Annotated in this window: 21 protein-coding genes; 16 read left to right on the forward strand and 5 right to left on the reverse strand. The window is 59.9% G+C overall.

Annotated elements, in window-relative coordinates; genetic code table 11:
• Positions 1-73 precede the first annotated feature (73 nt).
• The 15 genes from aroA (at position 74) to HCZ23_RS11220 (ending at position 13192) form a co-directional block, all read left to right on the forward strand.
• The gene (aroA, locus tag HCZ23_RS11150; RefSeq protein ID WP_167601783.1) at positions 74-1423 is read left to right on the forward strand and encodes a 3-phosphoshikimate 1-carboxyvinyltransferase; all 1350 of its coding nucleotides are present in this window, start codon (positions 74-76) and stop codon (positions 1421-1423) included.
• A gap of 1 nt (position 1424) precedes the next feature.
• Entirely contained in the window at positions 1425-1946 is a 522-nt protein-coding gene (locus HCZ23_RS11155; RefSeq protein ID WP_167601784.1) for a hypothetical protein, read from the forward strand.
• Positions 1947-1978: 32 nt separating this feature from the next.
• Entirely contained in the window at positions 1979-2587 is a 609-nt protein-coding gene (locus HCZ23_RS11160; protein WP_167601785.1) for a d(CMP) kinase, read from the forward strand.
• On the forward strand, positions 2584-3528 hold the full coding sequence (locus tag HCZ23_RS11165) for a hypothetical protein (RefSeq protein ID WP_167601786.1): 945 nt from the start codon (positions 2584-2586) through the stop codon (positions 3526-3528). The genes HCZ23_RS11160 and HCZ23_RS11165 overlap by 4 nt, the downstream gene beginning before the upstream one ends.
• A 180-nt stretch (positions 3529-3708) precedes the next feature.
• Positions 3709-4341, forward strand: coding sequence for a nitroreductase family protein (locus HCZ23_RS11170; RefSeq protein WP_167601787.1), 633 nt, complete (start codon positions 3709-3711; stop codon positions 4339-4341).
• A gap of 198 nt (positions 4342-4539) precedes the next feature.
• Positions 4540-5049: a BLUF domain-containing protein gene (locus tag HCZ23_RS11175; protein ID WP_167601788.1), complete on the forward strand. Its 510-nt coding sequence runs from the start codon at positions 4540-4542 to the stop codon at positions 5047-5049.
• A gap of 45 nt (positions 5050-5094) precedes the next feature.
• Entirely contained in the window at positions 5095-6486 is a 1392-nt protein-coding gene (locus tag HCZ23_RS11180; RefSeq protein ID WP_167601789.1) for a P-loop NTPase fold protein, read from the forward strand.
• 245 nt (positions 6487-6731) lie between these two features.
• Positions 6732-8411 carry a 30S ribosomal protein S1 gene (gene rpsA, locus HCZ23_RS11185; RefSeq protein ID WP_167601790.1) on the forward strand — a complete coding sequence of 560 codons (1680 nt, stop codon included), beginning with the start codon at positions 6732-6734 and terminating at the stop codon, positions 8409-8411.
• 397 nt (positions 8412-8808) lie between these two features.
• A complete protein-coding gene (gene ihfB, locus HCZ23_RS11190) occupies positions 8809-9090 on the forward strand; it encodes an integration host factor subunit beta (RefSeq protein ID WP_167601791.1) in 282 nt (93 codons plus the stop codon).
• A gap of 18 nt (positions 9091-9108) precedes the next feature.
• A complete protein-coding gene (locus tag HCZ23_RS11195; RefSeq protein ID WP_167601792.1) occupies positions 9109-9456 on the forward strand; it encodes a lipopolysaccharide assembly LapA domain-containing protein in 348 nt (115 codons plus the stop codon).
• Between the two features lie 22 nt (positions 9457-9478).
• Positions 9479-10120 carry a phosphoribosylanthranilate isomerase gene (locus tag HCZ23_RS11200; protein WP_167601793.1) on the forward strand — a complete coding sequence of 214 codons (642 nt, stop codon included), beginning with the start codon at positions 9479-9481 and terminating at the stop codon, positions 10118-10120.
• 100 nt (positions 10121-10220) lie between these two features.
• Positions 10221-11471: a tryptophan synthase subunit beta gene (gene trpB, locus HCZ23_RS11205; protein WP_167601794.1), complete on the forward strand. Its 1251-nt coding sequence runs from the start codon at positions 10221-10223 to the stop codon at positions 11469-11471.
• A 231-nt stretch (positions 11472-11702) separates the two neighbouring features.
• On the forward strand, positions 11703-12161 hold the full coding sequence (locus HCZ23_RS17960; RefSeq protein WP_175580899.1) for a hypothetical protein: 459 nt from the start codon (positions 11703-11705) through the stop codon (positions 12159-12161).
• 92 nt (positions 12162-12253) lie between these two features.
• Positions 12254-12664 (forward strand): PepSY domain-containing protein, encoded by a 411-nt coding sequence (locus HCZ23_RS11215; protein WP_167601795.1) that lies wholly within the window; start codon positions 12254-12256, stop codon positions 12662-12664.
• 12 nt (positions 12665-12676) lie between these two features.
• Entirely contained in the window at positions 12677-13192 is a 516-nt protein-coding gene (locus HCZ23_RS11220) for a LuxR C-terminal-related transcriptional regulator (RefSeq protein WP_167601796.1), read from the forward strand.
• Between the two features lie 4 nt (positions 13193-13196).
• Here the strand turns inward: HCZ23_RS11220 and HCZ23_RS11225 are convergent, their stop codons facing one another.
• The 4 genes from HCZ23_RS11225 to HCZ23_RS11240 all read right to left on the reverse strand — a co-directional run bounded on the left by HCZ23_RS11225 (position 13197) and on the right by HCZ23_RS11240 (position 16063).
• Positions 13197-13571: a DUF2237 family protein gene (locus tag HCZ23_RS11225; RefSeq protein WP_167601797.1), complete on the reverse strand. Its 375-nt coding sequence runs from the start codon at positions 13569-13571 to the stop codon at positions 13197-13199.
• Positions 13572-13582: 11 nt separating this feature from the next.
• On the reverse strand, positions 13583-14620 hold the full coding sequence (locus HCZ23_RS11230) for a DUF2332 domain-containing protein (protein ID WP_167601798.1): 1038 nt from the start codon (positions 14618-14620) through the stop codon (positions 13583-13585).
• Positions 14617-15297 carry an aminoacyl-tRNA hydrolase gene (gene pth / locus HCZ23_RS11235; RefSeq protein WP_167601799.1) on the reverse strand — a complete coding sequence of 227 codons (681 nt, stop codon included), beginning with the start codon at positions 15295-15297 and terminating at the stop codon, positions 14617-14619. Before pth ends, HCZ23_RS11230 begins: the two co-directional genes overlap by 4 nt.
• Positions 15298-15433: 136 nt before the next feature.
• A complete protein-coding gene (locus tag HCZ23_RS11240; protein WP_167601800.1) occupies positions 15434-16063 on the reverse strand; it encodes a 50S ribosomal protein L25/general stress protein Ctc in 630 nt (209 codons plus the stop codon).
• Positions 16064-16346: 283 nt separating this feature from the next.
• Here HCZ23_RS11240 and HCZ23_RS11245 point away from each other — a divergent pair, with 283 nt between their 5' ends.
• Positions 16347-17498, forward strand: a complete 1152-nt coding sequence (locus HCZ23_RS11245) for an MFS transporter (RefSeq protein ID WP_167601801.1) — start codon at positions 16347-16349, stop codon at positions 17496-17498.
• 31 nt (positions 17499-17529) lie between these two features.
• Here the strand turns inward: HCZ23_RS11245 and HCZ23_RS11250 are convergent, their stop codons facing one another.
• A complete protein-coding gene (locus HCZ23_RS11250) occupies positions 17530-18693 on the reverse strand; it encodes an alpha-hydroxy acid oxidase (RefSeq protein WP_167601802.1) in 1164 nt (387 codons plus the stop codon).
• Between the last annotated feature and the right edge of the window lie 3 nt (positions 18694-18696).

The raw sequence follows: 18696 nt of genomic DNA on the forward strand, positions 1-18696 counted from the left end.
CTGCAATGAAGACAGCCGATAGACCGCCTGCCGGGCTTGCGTTATCAGAACGGCAATGTGAGGAGAACGACCCATGTCCAGCCATGCCACCCCGATCCCGATGTCATCGCGCAAGACCGGGCCTTTGAAAGGCACGGCGGCGGTGCCCGGCGACAAATCTATCTCGCACCGGGCGCTGATTTTCGGTGCCATGGCGGTGGGCGAGACCAAGATCACAGGGCTGTTGGAGGGCGAAGATGTGCTCGACACCGCCAAGGCGATGCAGGCGCTGGGGGCCGATGTAGTGCGCGAAGGCGCGGGCGAGTGGACCGTGCATGGCGTGGGGGTTGGCGGCTTTACGGAGCCTGAAGACATCATTGATTGCGGCAACTCGGGCACCGGCGTGCGGCTGATCATGGGCTGTGTTGCGTGTTATGATTTCTGCACGACCTTCACCGGCGACGGCTCTTTGCGCAAACGCCCGATGGCGCGGGTGACCGATCCTTTGGCGCTCTTTGGGACGCGGTCTGTCGGGCGCTCTGGCGGGCGTTTGCCGCTCACTTTGGTGGGCGCCGCCGATCCGGTGCCGGTGGAATATGAGACGCCGGTGCCCTCTGCGCAGGTGAAATCCGCTGTTTTGCTCGCGGGGCTGAATGCACCGGGCAAGACCGTGGTGATCGAGAAAGAGGCCACGCGTGACCACACCGAACGTATGCTCACTGGCTTTGGCGCCGAGGTGGTCACCGAAAAGACTCCCGAAGGCTACAACAAGATCACCCTCACCGGCCGCCCCGAACTGACCCCGCAAGAGGTCGCCGTGCCGCGCGATCCGTCCTCTGCGGCCTTCCCGGTCTGTGCGGCGCTGATCGTCGAAGGCTCGGATATTTTCGTGCCGGGCGTGAGCCAGAACCTGACGCGCAATGGGCTTTACACGACGTTGGTCGAGATGGGCGCCGAGATCGCCTTTGAAAATGAGCGCGAAGAGGGCGGCGAGCCGGTGGCCGATCTGCGTGTGAAATACTCGAAACTCAAAGGCATCGAAGTGCCGCCCGAACGCGCCGCGTCGATGATCGACGAATACCCGATCCTGTCTGTGGTTGCGGCCTATGCCGAGGGCACCACCGTGATGCGCGGCGTCAAGGAATTGCGCGTCAAGGAATCGGATCGCATCGACGCCATGGCGCGCGGGCTTGAGGCCTGTGGGGTGACCATTGAAGAGGACGAAGACACGCTGATCGTGCATGGTCAGGGACCGGATGGGGTCAAGGGCGGCGCCACCTGTGCGACCCATATCGACCACCGGATCGCGATGTCGTTTCTCGTGTTGGGCATGGCCTCGAAAGAGCCGGTGACGGTGGATGACGGCAGCCCGATTGCCACCTCTTTCCCGGTTTTCGAAAAGCTGATGACAGACCTCGGTGCCTATGTGACGCGGAACAACTGAGATGCGCCGGGCGGCGTTCTGGCTGCTCTTTGCGGTGACCCTCGGGGTCTATGCCGCGATGGTGGGCGGGACGCTGGCGATGATTGCGCGCGACGCGGGGATGCCAGCCTTTGATATGCGGCCCTGGGGGATGTCGGAAGCGCAGGCGCGGGATTTTCTGAGCGCTTTGTCCGACGACGGCCGAGCCCTCTATCAGGGGCCGCAACGCTGGCTCGATGCAGTCTACCCTGCGCTTTTGGCGCTGACGGTGATCTGGTCGGCGCGATGGGCGGCGGGGCACTGGCTTTGGGTTTTTCGTCTCGTTTTCGCCGCCGCGGTTTTGTGCATGCTGGCGGATTACGCCGAAAACATTGCGGTGGCGGGGCTGTTGGGCCAATCCCCCGAGGATGTGAGCGCGGCGGAGATCGCCCGTGCCACGCTCTTTACCCGTCTTAAAGCCGCAAGTGGGGCCGTTGCGATGACACTTTGGGGCGTGCTTTTGCTCAGACAGCTGGGGCAGAAATTGACAGTGCCGCGCAGCTGAGTCAGAACTTGTCTCCCGAACTGGAGGTTCACATGAGTTTCTGCATCGCCATCGATGGCCCCGCCGCCGCGGGCAAAGGTACGATTTCCAAAGCCGTTGCCACGCATTTCGGATTCGCTCATCTCGACACCGGGCTTTTGTACCGTGCGACCGGGGCGAAGACATTCGAAGGGCTGACCCCGATTGAGGCGGCACAGTCTTTGACGGCGAAGGATTTGGAACGTGACGATTTGCGCTCGGGCGATGCCGGACAGGCAGCGTCTCGTGTGGCCGCCGTGCCCGAAGTCCGCGCCGCTCTCGTGGATTTTCAACAGGCCTTTGCCCGTCGTGAAGGTGGTGCCGTTCTGGACGGGCGCGACATCGGCACGGTGATTTGCCCCGATGCCGAGGTGAAGCTTTATGTCGTGGCCTCCGACGAGGTGCGCGCGATGCGGCGGCATAAAGAGTTGGTTGCGAAGGGCGAAGACATCACGCTGGACGAGGTATTGGAAGACCTGCGCGAGCGCGATGAGCGCGACGCGGCGCGGGCTTCGGCGCCATTGAAGCCCGCCGAAGACGCCACCGTGATCGACACGACCGAGATGAGCATCGACGAGGCGGTGGCCCAGGTGATCGCCCTGATCGAGGCGCGCCGGGCATGACGGCAAAGCTCGTTCTCCATCTGCCCGATCACGAGCGGGCGGCCTTGGAGGCGGGCAAGAGGACGTCGCTTTATCCGCGCCTCAAACGCATGATCGAACAGCGCGGCGGCACGGTCGAGATCGCCCCGCGCTTTCCGCCTACGGCGCCGGACGGCAACCTTCACGTCGTCGACAATGCCCGCAAGCCGCACCCGGATGTGCTGATTTCTGCGCTGGCCTATCTCGACGGCTGCTGGCATCTCGATCCCAAAGGCGTGCTGGCCGACAGCTCTATTGCCGCGCGCCGTTTCGATCCCGAGACGGTCGATCCGGCGGAGGCAGAGGCCTATGTGAGCCGGCTCAGGGCCCGGTTTTCGGACCCGCGCAATTCACGCTATCACCAAAAGAAAGCCGTCGAGCAGATCGACCCCGAGGGCATTGTGGTCTTTCTGCAAGGTCCGCCGCCCTATCGCCGGGGGCATGCCTATATGGGGCTCGATGAGATGCTGCACACGGTGCTGGAAGGCGCGGGCGGTCGGCCGGTTTACATCAAACCGCATCCGATCCGCAAAGACGAAGGCCTTCAGGTGATTAAGAACCTCAAGGCGCAGGGCTACCAGCCGATCAAGACCAACGCCAATGTGCACGATCTGCTGAGGCAGGCGGCGGTGACAGTCTCGGCCAATTCGGCGGCCTCTCTCGAGGGCTTCCTGCACGGAACGCCGACGCTTTTGTTTGCGCGCGCCGATTTCGATCAGGTGGCGGGGATTGTGCGGACGCCTGAGGACTTTGCCCCCGCGCTGGAACAGGCTGTGACGGGCAAGCGCGATTACACCAAATTCCTCTACTGGTATTTTTCGCAATGCCTCTGGCTGGACGATCCGGAGTTCGAGGCACAGGTGTTGCGTCTTTTTGCCGAGATCGGATTTGATGCCGACCGGCTTGGTTTGTCGCATTTTTGATCGGATCATCAGATCATTTCTGCACAGCAGCATTTGCATCGCGGCGAAACGGAGCGGTTTTATCATTTAAAAACAAAATTCTGCGGAAAGCGTGCAGCGGGTTGTGCGTTCCGGGAGGTTTGCCCACCGCAGCAGAGAGGCGCATGTCTAGGGCAACGCAACCTCTCTTGGAGACATCACATGTTTCTCGACAAATTGAATTGGCGCTATGCCACCAAGGCCATGGATCCGACAAAACCCGTGGACGAGGCCAAAGTGGCCCAGATCGTCGAAGCCATCCGCATGGCGCCGACCTCGTCCGGGCTTCAGCCCTTTCACCTCTTCGTCATCCGCAACGCGGAGCTGAAATCCAAACTCAAGGAGGCAGCCAATGCCAAGGACCTGCTGACGGACAGCTCGCATCTCTTGGTCTTTGCCGCTTTCGATTCTTACACGGAGGCGCGGATCGATGCGGTCGTCACCCGCCATGCGGCAGAGCGTCCGGGCACCGAAGCGGCACTCGACACCTACTATGGCAATCTCAAAGCCGCCTACCTGCCGCGTCCGGATGCGGTCAATTTCGATCACGCCGCCCGTCAGACCTATCTCGCGCTCGGCTTTGCGCTCGCCGCCGCCGCCGAGCTTGAGGTCGACAGCACGCCGATGGAGGGCTTTGACAACGCCAAATTCGATGACATCCTGGGGCTGAAAGACAAGGGGCTCAAATCCGTCGTGGCGCTTGCGCTGGGCACGCGGCGGGTCGAGGGCGATTGGCTTTTGCCGCTCAAAAAGGTCCGCAAACCGGCCTATGATCTGGTCACGGATTTGAATTGAGCACAGAGTTGATCTGCTGAGGCGCGCAGCTGTGCTAAAATATATGTGATTTTGATAAGGGTGGCCGAAATTTTGCGGCTGTCCTTTCTTTTTTGAACAGCTCTGTGCGAATTTATCTTGCCTGTTCCTTGACTTCGGGGCAACTTCGCGCCGCTGCGATGGACTGCGGCAAGACGAGATGCGCGAGGAGGGTCCTGAATGGAAAGCCGCGTAACCCCTTATGTACAAGTTCTATATCGTTCTGTTGCCCGCCACGAAGATTTTCACCCGTCGGACCTCGACATCCTGCGGACGGCCATCAAATTCAACGCCGAACATGGTGTGACCGGCATCTTGCTGCGCATCGACGAGCAATTCTTTCAGGCGCTGCACGGGCCTGTGCAGCATGTTGACGCGCTCATGACCCGCATCGCGGCGGACGACCGGCATCAGAATGTAGAGATTCTGCTGCACGAAGAGGCCATGGACACCTCGCCCTTCAAAGATTGGTCGATGTCCTATGACTCGATCTTGGGTTTCGAACAGGAGCTCGGGCTTCAGGAGGACAACACCTATCCGGTGATTACCCCGGATCGCGCCCGCGAGCTGATCGCACTCTTCGCCAAAACCGCCACCAGCGTCGCCACCTACGGCTCCGCCTTCCCCTACGCGCGCCTGTCAGGCGAAAACGACGCGGCCTATCTGGCGCGGCTCGACGGGTTGGTGTGAGAGCGATAGGGTGAAGGCTGTTGCGTTTCTTGAAAAGCCTTTGCCATGCCTCACGATACCCTTCCAGCCCCCGCGTCCCCTTGGGCCGACGACCTTCTCGAATATGAGAAACTCGGGGAAACCTTCACCCGGTTGATCCAGACGGTGGATGACAGCAAGGTCATCTCCATCGAGGCAGGCTTTGGTCACGGCAAAACCTTTTTCCGGGAGGCCTGGGCCAAACACCTGCGTCAGGCGGGGGAGGTGGTGATCGAGGTCGATGCGCAGCGCTCGGACCACTCCGGCGATCCGGTGGTGACCTTTCTCGGCGCTTTGCTGGCGGAATTGCCGGTGGAGGAAAAGGGGAAGGTTCAGAAGGCTGGCGCTTTGGGCCGTAAATACGGCGGTGTTGTCGCGCGTTCGCTGACGAAGGCGGTGCTCAAGGCCGGGGCTGATGAGGTCATCGACGCCGTGTCCGGCGAGATTGGCGAGGTCTTCGAAGGACAAGAGGCTTTGCAAAGCATGGCGGACAGTGTCGGCGAGGAAATGTCCAAAACCGCCGCCCAGATGATTGCCACGCAACTGGCCGCTGAGAAGGCCATTCAAAAAGAACTGCCCGCGCAGCTTGATGCCCTCAAAGCCGAGTTGACCAAGGGCAAGGAGACGGATCGGGTGATCATCCTGATCGACGAGTTGGACCGGTGTCATCCAGAATATGCCATCGCGCTCTTGGAGGCGATGAAACATGTGTTCGACCGTCCCGGCTATGTGTTCTGCTTGATGGTCAATGCCGATTATTTGGAGAAAGTCGCACAGCATCGGTTCGGCGCGCATGGCGAGGGGGAACGGTATCTCGATAAATTCGTCGATCTCCGACTGGCGTTGAAGGCGACGGCGGAAGCGAAGGGGCGGGCGACCTACCAACTGGTTTTGCAGCAGTTGGATATTGGGACGCCCTATTCCGATGATGAGACTTTTTCGATTGAAGCAGCCGCAAAACTTACAGCGAGTATTGTTGTGAACAGCGATCTGTCATTTCGACAAATCAAGCGCATATTGGATCGGGTCGAGATCGCATTACGATGCTATGTGGAGATGCCATTAGATCGCTCAATGCTGATTTATCTGGCATTTTGCCATTCTGGTACGCGATTCACCTTCGAAGAAAGCTGGCTGCCACAGGCAATACTGGTTCCGGTGAGTGTTCGTAAAACATTGCTAGGGTCCGAGGAGCGTGAGGAAAAAAATCGAGAAGAATTACGGCAAAAGAACAGGGAAAAAGAAGAGAGGAGGAAAGCAGGCTTGGAGCCTCTGTTTGGCGCGGAAAGGATGTTTCCTCCTAAACACATTGTAACGCCTTACCAAAAGCAGGCTAAAATTTTTGGTCCCCACTACATCCCCGACCACGAAGCCGTTCTCAACGCCGCCCACGCTCTCATGGCCAATCCTGCCGATTAACCCGATTTCCCTTGCTTTTCACGGGATTCGCGCCTATACGCGCGCCAGTCTATGAGGCCATCAGACGTCATCAAGACACTCCGGGCAGGGTCGAAGAACAGCTTCGGCCCTGATTTGTGTTTTTCCCGCAGTGCCTTCTGAGCGTCGTCTTTTTAAGGGGTGGTTTTATAGGCGATCTGAAATCAAGACCGGTGGAGACAACCGCCCGGCCCGCATAACCGTATGAAAAGGAATCTAGAGACCACATGGCTCAGAACGTATCTATGGAGGATTTCGAAGCCCTCCTGAATGAAAGCTTCGAAATTGACACCCCGGCCGAGGGCTCGGTTGTCAAAGGCAAAGTGATCGCGATTGAAGCAGGTCAGGCCATCATCGACGTCGGCTACAAAATGGAGGGCCGCGTTGATCTGAAAGAATTCTCCAACCCGGGCGAAGCACCCTCCGTGGCCGTTGGCGACGAAGTCGAAGTGTTCCTCGACCGCGTTGAAAACGCCCGTGGCGAAGCCGTCATCTCCCGCGATAAAGCCCGTCGCGAAGAAGCCTGGGATCGTCTCGAAAAAGCCTACGCTTCCGAAGAGCGCGTCGAAGGCGCCATCTTTGGCCGCGTCAAAGGCGGTTTCACCGTCGATCTGGGCGGCGCAGTTGCCTTCCTTCCGGGGTCGCAAGTGGACGTGCGTCCGGTGCGCGACGCGGGCCCGCTCATGGGTCTCAAGCAGCCGTTCCAAATCCTCAAGATGGACCGTCGTCGTGGCAACATCGTTGTGTCGCGTCGTGCGATCCTCGAAGAGTCCCGTGCGGAACAGCGCGCTGAAGTCATCGGCAACCTCACCGAAGGTCAGACCGTTGACGGTGTCGTCAAGAACATCACCGAATACGGTGCCTTCGTGGACCTCGGCGGTGTCGACGGCCTGCTGCACGTCACCGACATGGCATGGCGCCGTGTGAACCACCCGTCCGAGATCCTCTCCATCGGCGAGACGATCAAGGTTCAGGTGATCAAGATCAACAAAGAGACTCATCGTATCTCGCTGGGCATGAAACAGCTGCAGGACGATCCGTGGGATTCCGTTGAAGCCAAATACCCGCTCGAATCCGTGCACACGGGCCGCGTGACCAACATCACCGACTACGGCGCATTCGTTGAGCTGGAAGCTGGCGTTGAAGGTCTGGTGCACGTCTCCGAGATGTCCTGGACCAAGAAAAACGTCCACCCGGGCAAAATCGTCTCCACCTCGCAAGAAGTGGAAGTCATGGTGCTCGAGATCGACCCGTCCAAGCGTCGCGTGTCCCTCGGCCTCAAACAAACCATGCGCAACCCGTGGGAGCTCTTTGCCGAGACTCACCCGGAAGGCACCGTGGTCGAAGGCGAAGTCAAGAACATCACCGAATTCGGTCTGTTCGTGGGTCTGCCGGGCGACATCGACGGCATGGTTCACCTCTCCGACCTGTCTTGGGAAGAGCGTGGCGAGGATGCCATCCAGAACTACCACAAGAACGACATGGTCAAAGCCGTCGTCACCGAAGTGGACGTGGAAAAAGAGCGTATCTCTCTCTCCATCAAAGCACTCGACGACAGCTTCTCCGGTGCGGTTGAGGGCGTGAAACGCGGCTCCATCGTGACCGTGACCGTGACCGCCATCGAAGACGGCGGCATCGAAGTGGAATATGAAGGCGCGAAATCCTTCATCCGCCGCTCCGACCTGTCGCGTGACCGTGCGGAACAGCGCCCCGAGCGCTTCCAGATCGGCGACCACATCGATGTGCGCGTGACCAACGTGGATCAGAAAACCCGTCGTCTGGGCCTGTCCATCAAGGCACGTGAGATCGCGGAAGAGAAAGAAGCCGTCGAACAGTACGGTTCCTCCGACTCCGGTGCGTCCCTGGGCGATATCCTCGGCGCGGCTCTGAAGACCGGCGACGAGTAATTTCGTACAATAGAATAGAGAAAGGCCCCGCTTTTGCGGGGCCTTTTTTGTGCCATCGGTTTGATATCTAAAAAAATCGTTTCCAAACGGCTTTGAACGCGAAGCCGGGCGAAAAAGCGATTTATCAATGATGAGAAGGCCGAATCGCTTTGATCCTTGCCGCGATGCGGCAAATCGGGTGGCGCGGGGAAATTTCCAGTTTCGCACAGGCAAGTTGGATTTTTAGGCTAAAACTCAGCACATTAGCCCTAAAAAACACCGTTCTCTCCCCTACGAGACGCTTTCCCGGATCGCTATCCCATCCTATAGTCAGTCTATGAAAAACATCATGCGGGCAAAGCGTTTGCCGCATGTCATGAGAACGCAAAAAGCGCCTGATATGTAAGGGGGGACTTCCATGATCCGGTCCGAGCTGATCCAGAAGATCGCCGATGAGAACCCGCATCTCTACCAACGAGATGTGGAGCGCATCGTGAACACGATTTTCGAGGAAATCATTGAAGCGATGGCACGGGGCGATCGGGTGGAGCTGCGCGGTTTTGGCGCGTTTTCCGTCAAGAAGCGCGATGCCAGAATGGGTCGCAACCCGCGCACCGGCGAGAGCGTGCCTGTTGAGGAAAAACATGTGCCGTTCTTCAAAACCGGCAAGCTGCTGCGCGACCGTTTGAACGACGAATAAGACAATAGAGGCCTCCCCATGCGATACATCCGTTACGCTTTTCTCGCGGCGCTTGCCGTGGTGCTGGTGACCGTTGCCATCGCGAACCGGGACATGGTGACTCTCAATCTTCTGCCCGCCGATCTGGCGGTGCTGAGCGGCGTGTCGATGTCGATCAGCCTGCCGCTCTTCGTGGTGATCTTTGGCGCCATCGTGGCCGGTCTTTTGATCGGCTTCGTCTGGGAATGGATGCGCGAGTACAAACATCGTTCCGCCGCCTCGACCCATAAGCGCGAGAAGGAACAGCTGGCCCGCGAAGTGAGCAAGCTGAAAACCGACAAGGCGAAGAAAGAGGGCGACGAAGTCTTGGCGCTCTTGGAACGCTGACCCGCGAGCCCCGGATAGACTTATGGACACTCGTGTAAAAATCTGCGGGCTGAAAACGCCCGAAGCGGTCGCCGCTGCCGTGGACGCAGGCGCGCAATACCTCGGCTTTGTCTTCTTCCCGAAATCCCCGCGTCATGTCGAGGTCGCCAGCGCGCGCGATCTGGCGACGGAGGTGCCGGTGGGCGTCGCGAAAGTGGCGCTTGTGGTGAACCCGACGGATGCCGAGCTTGACCGGATCACCTCCGAGGTGCCGCTCGATATGTTGCAGCTTCACGGGTCTGAAAGCCTTGAGCGGGTGGCGGAAGTGCGCGCGCGCTATGGTTTGCCGGTGATGAAGGCGGTGGGGATCGCAGGGCCGGAAGACGTGGCCGCGCTTGATGCCTATGGCATGGTTGCGGATCAACTCTTGGTGGAGACAAAAGCCCCGAAAGACGCGACTCGTCCGGGCGGCAATGGCCAGACCTTTGACTGGCGGCTGATCTCCAAACGCGCCTGGAACCGGCCCTGGATGCTGGCGGGTGGGCTGACGGTCGACAATGTGGTTCAGGCGATCCAGATGACGGGCGCGAAACAGGTGGATCTCTCGTCGGGCGTGGAGAGCGCGCCGGGGGTGAAAGACCCTGCCAAAATCCGCGCCTTTTTTGAGGCGATCCGCGCTGCCTGACCGGCAATCCTTGAGTATTTTTGCCAAGAAAAAGGCGGGCGCGCTTTACCGTGCCGGACCTCTGCGCTACATCCTGTGAGATCCGCAAAGGAGCATCGCGATGAACGATCTTTTCAACAGCTTTATGAGTGGCCCGGACGAAAAGGGCCGCTTTGGTATCTACGGCGGGCGGTTCGTGTCGGAGACATTGATGCCGCTGATCCTCTCTTTGGAAGAGGAATACAACAAGGCCAAGGACGATCCGTCGTTCTGGGAAGAGATGCGCGATCTCTGGAAGCATTACGTGGGCCGTCCTTCGCCGCTTTATTTCGCGGAGAAGATGACCGACGAGCTGGGCGGCGCGAAGATTTATCTCAAGCGCGAAGAGCTCAACCACACCGGCGCGCATAAGATCAACAATGTGCTGGGGCAGATCCTCTTGGCACGTCGCATGGGGAAAACCCGGATCATCGCCGAAACCGGCGCGGGTCAGCATGGTGTGGCGACGGCGACGGTCTGTGCCAAGTTCGGTCTGGAGTGCATCGTCTACATGGGCGCCACCGACGTGGAGCGGCAAAAGCCGAATGTGTTCCGCATGCAGCTTTTGGGCGCCAAGGTTGTGCCGGTGGAGTCCGGTCGTGGCACGCTCAAGGACGCGATGAACGATGCGTTGCGCGATTGGGTGACCAATGTGCGCGACACATTTTATTGCATCGGCACGGTGGCGGGGCCGCACCCGTACCCGGCGATGGTGCGCGATTACCAGGCCATCATCGGCCAGGAAACCCGCTGGCAGCTCGCCGAGCAGGAGGGCGAAGGTCGCCTGCCCGATACGCTCGTGGCCGCTGTGGGCGGTGGTTCGAATGCCATGGGGCTGTTCCACCCGTTCCTTGACGACGAAAGCGTGAACATCATCGGCGTTGAGGCCGGTGGGCATGGCGTCGATGACCGGATGGAGCATTGTGCCTCTCTGACAGGCGGGCGTCCGGGCGTTTTGCATGGTAACCGCACCTACCTGTTGCAAGATGAGGATGGGCAAATCCTCGAAGGCCATTCGATCTCGGCGGGGCTGGATTATCCGGGGATCGGGCCGGAGCACAGCTGGCTGCATGACACCAAACGTGCGACTTACGTGTCGATCACGGATAAGGAAGCATTGGATGCCTTCCAATTCTGTTGCCGCACGGAGGGCATCATCCCGGCGCTCGAATCGAGCCATGCGGTGGCCCATGTGATGAAGATCGCAGGCGATTTGCCGAAGGACCATATCATCGTCATCAACCTTTCGGGGCGGGGCGATAAGGACATCTTTACCGTGGCGCGTCACCTGGGCGCAGATCTCGCGGGCGAAGAAGGCCGCGATATGGAGTGATCGCACTCCGAAATTCTCTAGCAAAAGCCGTCCCTTGGGGCGGCTTTTCTTTTGTGTGGCGGTTTTAAACCAAAGTTTATGACCGAATACCAAAGGTTTAGAGACAGGCCCGTAAACCCGGATAAACCTCATGCCAATGGGCGCGCCGCCGTTTTTCGACCACATCTCAGGGCGAGGTCACGATGACCCTCGTTGAACGATTTGTTTGAAAACGCATGAAAGGATAGTCCAATGCACAAGGTTCTTATGATGTCGGCGCTCGTTTGCGGGCTGGGTGTGACGGCAGTTTCGGCACAGCCGACGACGGAAGAAATCGTCGCACAATACCCCGGCGCGACGCGGATCGAGATCGACCGCGGGTTCCGCCAGACTGAGGTCGAGGTCTATATCGACGGCAAGGAGATCGACCTGCGCATCGACAATGCGACGGGCGAGGTTCTGCGGGAACGCGAGCGTGTGCTGAGCGAGCGGGAATGGCGGGATGAGACCTATGACGATGACCGCACATCGCGCGTGAATGGTGTCGAGGTCGAAGAGGATGACGATCGCTATGACGATGATCGTGACGATGACCGCTATGACGATGACCGTTATGACGATGATCGTGACGACGACCGCGATGATCGCGATGATGATCATGACGACGACCGCGACGATCACGATGACGACAACGACGACGATGACGATTGATCCGTCTGTAAAATGAAAACCGCACCTGCCCCATGGAGGGGCGGGTCGCAATCGTGTTAACAGGGGCGGGAGGCTGGACAGGACAGGACATCATGCACCGCAGGCTTTTCATAACCGGACTTACGGCGGTCGTTCTGACCGCGGCGCCCGCGCTCGCGCAGACAACGAGCGTGGTCGATCAGGTCATCGCCCAGCTTAAGTCGCAAGGCTACACCAAGATCACCATGGGCCGGACCTTTTTGGGCCGCACGCGGATCGTGGCGCAAAACGATGAAATGCGCCGTGAGATCATCATCAACCCGGCGACAGGGGAGGTGCTTCGCGATTATTGGGAGGTCGAGGAGGACGATCATGACGACGATGATGATCGCGATCGGTCTGATCGCGATCACGGTGATCGGGATGACGATGATGAGAACGATGATGAGGGCGACGACGATGATCGTGATGATCGCGGCGGGCGCGATGACGACGACGATGACGACGGCGATGATGATGACTGAGGTACAGGGCCGGTGAAAGACAGTGTCATCCTCGCGATTATCCTCGCCGTGCAGTCGCTCTGCGCCATCTTTTTCGTCTTCGACATTCTGGCTTCGGTTCTGGGCCTGCGCGCGCGTCCGATTTCCTGGCAAATTCGCGAGGTGATCGAATTGGGGGCGGCGCTTGGCCTCATCTTAGGCGTGATCATGGGCGGGCTGGCGCTCAGACGCTCGATGATCCGACGGAGCATGGCTGAGACCAAATTGCGTCGCGCCGCTTCTGCCTTTGCCGATGTACTCGAAGATCGCTTTGCGACCTGGGGCCTGACGCCGGCCGAGCGCGACGTGGCGCTTTTCCTGATCAAGGGGCTTCCCATCGCGGAGATCGCCCGGCTGCGGCAGACCTCCGAAGGCACCGTCAAGGCGCAGACCAATGCGGTCTACCGCAAAGCGGGCGTGGGCGGCTCTTCGCAGCTTTTGAGCCTTTTTATTGACGATCTGATGGATGATCAGATCATGCCGGTCGAGGCGGGCGAACGCGTGGCCTGAGCCCTCAAAGATCGACCGCGTGACGTTGCAAAATGTCCAAAGGTACGATCTCTAGCGCTCGCAGATGCGTGGCGGCCAGCGTCACCTGCGGCGCGCAGCCTTCGTCATAGGCTTGCAGGAACCGCCCGGCGCAGAGGCACCACTGATCCCCCGGTTTCAGACCGGCAAAGCCATACTCCGGGCGTGCGGTCGACAGGTCGTTGCCGACATATTTCGAATAGGCCAGAAACTCCTCCGTCATCACGGCGCAGACCGTGTGGCTGCCATGATCTTCGGCGCAGGTGTTACAGGCCCCGTCGCGGAAAAATCCAGTCACAGGATCGGTGGAGCAAGGCGCGAGCGTGCCGCCCAGAACATTAAGGGAAGGGGCCTTTTCCATTTTGGTCTCCGTCACAGTTTTGGCGTGATCCAGTCGATCCAACGCCCGTGAAAATCGAACCGCCCGAGGTCGTGCTCTGTGCCTCCGGGCCACAGCGTGAGCGTCAGTTTGGCGCCGGGCCCCTCACCATCGGCCTCCATCGAGAGACGGGCAAGCGGGGCGTCTTTTCTGGCACGCGCGCCGGCCTCGGCCAACAAGGCCTCCCCCCGATCCTGAACAGTCTGCGGGAAATATTGCCAAGCCACCGTATGGTAAACCAGATGCAGATGGCCGTCCAAGCGCCGCGACAGTCGCTCCTCCAGCCAGTCGATGGCGTCGGCTTGGTCCACGCGCGGCGGATGCTCTGCGGCCAAATCGAGCGCGGCTGAGATGCGCTCGAACCGCGCCGTCTGGTCGGGCCAGATGAAGGACAACAACCTGAGCCTCTCCGCCACCGGATCACGCGGGCTGAGATCCACGCCTTGTCGCTCTGCGACGGTGAACCCATGCGGCTTCGGCGCCGCGTTCCGCCAGTCGGGCGTCAAGATCACGGGGCTGTCCGAGGGACCGAAATCCCCGTTGGGCGCGCAGAGGCGAAAGCGATCAAAGTTCAGGTTCAACCCCGCGCTCGCGCCCAATTCCGACAGAACCAAAGGCAGGCCAAACCGTTCGGACAGGGCGTCGGCCGCGAGGATCAGCGCCGTGGCGCGGGCCACCTCGTTGGTTTGCGGCGCATCGTTGAGACGCTGGTCGAGATAGCTCCCATGTCGCAGGATGGCGGCACTGGCTGCCGCGTGCAGCTCCGCCTCTGTCGAGACATGAGGCGGATAAAATGCGGCCAGCTCCGGGTCTTTCCCCTCAAGCACAAGCCCATGCAGAGCGCCCGCCAGACGCAGCGGCACGGAGGCCCCTTTGCTGGACATATCCCCGGGCCAAGAGGCGATGCGCTCCGCGATGGGACCGTCCGGCAGGCCGAGATTGGCAAAGCCATCGAGCAGCGTGGCGGTGAACGGCGAACCGAGGTCGCGGCAGGCGCGGGCCTGATCGTGGAACGCCGCGCGCCAGCTCATTGGAATTTGTCCTTGAGCTTTTGAAGCGGCGAGCGGGTGTCCTCGGCGGGCGGTTCCGGTGTTTCTGTCGTTTTTTCCTTGGGTGGTTTCGTCCCGGTCGAACTGCGCGGCGGCGCGGTTCTGAGCGCGACGGCGTTGGAGAACTTCGCGGGTTCATTATCGGCCAGAGCGGGGGCGCCATCGGAACAGCCGCGGATCACATCGTCGAGCCAGTCCTGTTCGGCCTTGGCGAAATCCGACAAGACATAGGGCGCCACGCGGTCCTTATGCCCGGGATGCCCGATGCCGAGGCGCACACGGTCATACTCCGCACCGATATGCTGATGGATCGAGCGAAGCCCGTTGTGACCCGCATGCCCGCCGCCGGATTTGACCCGCACCTTGCCGGGCGCCAGATCCAACTCGTCGTGAAACACCACCACGTCGGCGGGGGTGAGTTTGTAGAACCGCATCGCTTCGCCGACGGCTTGGCCGGAGAGGTTCATGAAGGTTTCGGGTTTCAGAAGAATGACCTTGTCGCCGCCCAGACGGCCCTCGGTCATCTGGCCCTGAAACTTCGCCCGCCACGGGCCAAAGCCGTGATCCTCGGCGATCCTGTCCAGCACCATGAAGCCGATATTGTGACGGTTGTGCGCGTATTTCGCGCCGGGATTGCCGAGGCCAACAAAGAGTTTCATGCGCGTCTCCTTTGGAAATGACACCTAAAGCCTCTGCGCCGGATTTGCGAGTCCCCCTGACATGCGAAACGCCCACAACGAAAAACGCGAGCCCCGAAGGACCCGCGTTTCAATTCTTGCCAGAGGCTGCGAAGGATTATTCCTCTGCGGCGGCCTCTTCAGCTTCTTCGTCCTCATCGGAGGCACCAGCGCCGAGACCGGCCGGGGCTGCGATGTTGGCGATCACGAAGTCACGCTCGATGACCGGTTTCGCGCCTGCCGGCAGGGTCACGTCGGAGATGTGGTACACATCGCCAATGTTGCCGCCGGTGATGTCGAGGGTGATTTTTTCCGGAATGTCGGACGCGGTCACGATCAGCTCGACGTCGGTACGGACGTGGGTCACAACGCCGCCCTTTTTGATGCCCGGAGCCGCCTCTTCGCCGACGATTTCGACGGGAATGAAGAGGTTGATGCGGGAGTTGCGGTGCAGACGCATGAAATCGACGTGGGTCGGAAGGTCTTTCACAACGTCACGCTGAACGCCGCGGCAGATCACGCGGACGTCGTCCTGGCCTTCAACTTTGAGGTTGAAGAGCGTGGACAGGAAACGGCCGGCTTTCAGGCGCTTCAGCAGCTCGTTGAATTTGATGTTGATCGGAAGCGGTTCTTTGTCATCACCGTAAACGATCCCCGGAACCAGACCGTCGCGACGTGCCTGACGAGCGGCGCCCTTGCCTGTCCCCGTACGTTCCTGGGCAATAAGATCAGGAATCTCACCAGCCATTTTGAATTCTCCATAAATAGGGCGGGACTCCTCCAAGGCTGTAGTCCCGCGTGAAGCCGTGGCCTTACACGGGAATCGGCGAAATGGGAAGGATTTTGTTGCCAGGGTCGCATGGTTTCCCGCAAAGGGGCCTCTTTGGGGGCTTTGTCTTGGTGGCGTGAAAAATCTGTTGTGTCCATGGCACCATCCCTCTTACCTATAAAACAATCACTCAAAGCGCTTTGAGAATCCCATTTAGAACCCCACTGAGAAACACATTGGGCCAGATGCAGAGGGTCAAACCATGTCACAATCTCTCCTGAAGGCCATCACCGTTTCCCGAGCGCCTTTGGCGGCTCTGGGTGCGACAGGGTTTCTGTGGGGCACATTTGCGGCCATGGTGCCCGTGGTCAAAATGCGCGCCGAGGCCTCGGATGCCGTCTTCGGGTTGGCGCTTTTGGGCTCGGCGGCAGGCGGTATGTTGGCCATGTATCTTGCTCCGGCGCTCAACAAAAAACTCGGGCGGCTGGCCTTGCCGGTCCTTGGTCTGTGCTCGCTCATCGCGTTGCAATTGCCGGTATTGGTGACCAGCCCCTTGAGCCTGTTTCCCGTTATGCTGGCTTTGGGCATGGTTGTCGCGAGTTTCGACGTGAACGCCAATCTGCGGATTTCCAGCCTTGAGGAGCAGCACGGCCTCCATCTCATGAACCTCAACCATGCAATGTTTTCCCTCTGCTTCGGGATGGCCTCGTTGGCGGTCGGGGCGATGCGCGCGCGCGGGATTGCGCTGGAACAGGTGTTGCCGCTGATGAGCGTTGTGATTTTTGCGGCGGGGATTTTGACGATCGAACGTCGGGGCTTTGTCGCGGAAGACGAGGATCAGAGCCCGACGCCCGATAGGCTGCCTTGGCGGGCGATCCTGTTGATTGCCTTGATGATGTTTGTGGCCTTCGTGAGTGAAAACACGGTGGAAACCTGGTCGGCGCTGTTTCTGGAACGCGAATTGGGCGGCGCGCCGGGGCAGGGGGGATTCGGGCCTGCGATGCTGGGCTTTACCATGGCCGCGTTTCGACTGGCCGGGCAGTTGACGACGGAGCGTATGGGCGAGCGCCGTGTGATTTTTTGGTCGGGTCTGATCGGCATGTGCGGCGCGGTGGCCTTGTCTCAGGCGCCGACACAGGGCATGGCTTTGCTGGGGATCTCGCTCATGGCCACCGGGCTGGCGGTGATCGTGCCGACGGCGACCTCGCTTTTGGGCAAGCTCAGCCATCGCAGGCAACGCGACATGGCCATTTCCCGCGCCTGGATGATTGGTTTTGTCGGCTTTTTTGTTGGGCCGACCTCGATTGGCTATCTCTCCGAACATTTCGGATTGCGCGCGGCGTTTCTGGTGGTGGCGGGGCTCATCGGACTGATTATCCCGGCGATCTTGAGCCTGCCCACGCGCAAAGACTGAGGCGGCACAGAGGCCGCCTCGTCATTTGGCGTTAGGCCCAGCGTCCGGCGAAATTTTCCGGCACACGCAGGATGTTGCGGTCGACATCTTCGATATGTTTGCGACCACAGAGCGCCATGGAGACGTCCAGCTCCTTGTGGATCACCTCGAGCGCCTTGGTCACGCCAGCTTCGCCCATGGCGCCGAGGCCGTGGACGAAAGCGCGGCCGATATAGGTGCCTTTCGCGCCCATCGCCATCGCTTTGAGCACGTCCTGACCGGAGCGGATGCCGCTGTCGAGATGCACCTCGACCTGATCGCCCACGGCGTCCAGAATTGGCGACAAAGCGCGGATCGAGGACAGCGCGCCGTCCAGCTGACGTCCGCCGTGGTTCGATACGACAATGGCATCGCAGCCGGTTTTCGCGGCCATGATGGCATCCTCCGGCTCCATCACGCCCTTGAGGATTAGCGGCCCGCCCCACATTTCTTTGATGGCTTCGATCTTTTTCCAGTCGAGGCGCGGATCGAATTGCTCGGAGGTCCATTTGAACAGCGACGCTGGATCGTCGACATCCTTGGCGTGGCCAACGATATTCCCGAAGCTGCGGCGTTTGGTCTGAAGCATTTCCAAGCCCCACTCCCATTTCGTCGCCAGATCGGCGATCACGGCGGGGGTCAGTTTCGGCGGAGCGGAGAGGCCGTTTTTCAGATCCTTGTGGCGTTGGCCGAGGATTTGCAGATCGAGCGTCAGGACAAGCGCCGAACATCCCGCGTCCTTGGCCCGCTGGATGATGTTTTTCAAAAACTCCTGGTCGCGCATCACATAGAGTTGGAACCAAAAAGGTTTCGAAGTGTGTTCCGCCACATCCTCGATCGAACAAATCGACATGGTCGAGAGTGTGAAAGGCACGCCGAATTTCTCCGCCGCTTTCGCCGCTTTGATCTCGCCATCGGCGCGCTGCATGCCGGTGAGGCCAACGGGCGCCAGTGCGACGGGCATGGCGACATCCTCGCCGATCATTTTCGTGGCGGTGGAGCGGCCTTCCATATCGACGGCCACACGTTGGCGCAGGCGAATCTGGTCGAAATCCGACACGTTCTCGCGAAAGGTCTGCTCGGTCCAGGAGCCGCTTTCACAATAGTCATAGAACATCTTCGGCGTGCGCCGTTTGTGCAGCCGTTTGAGATCGTCGATATTGGTTATGACCGTCATATC

The organism is Celeribacter sp. HF31, from assembly GCF_011806455.1.
Taxonomy (GTDB): domain Bacteria; phylum Pseudomonadota; class Alphaproteobacteria; order Rhodobacterales; family Rhodobacteraceae; genus Celeribacter.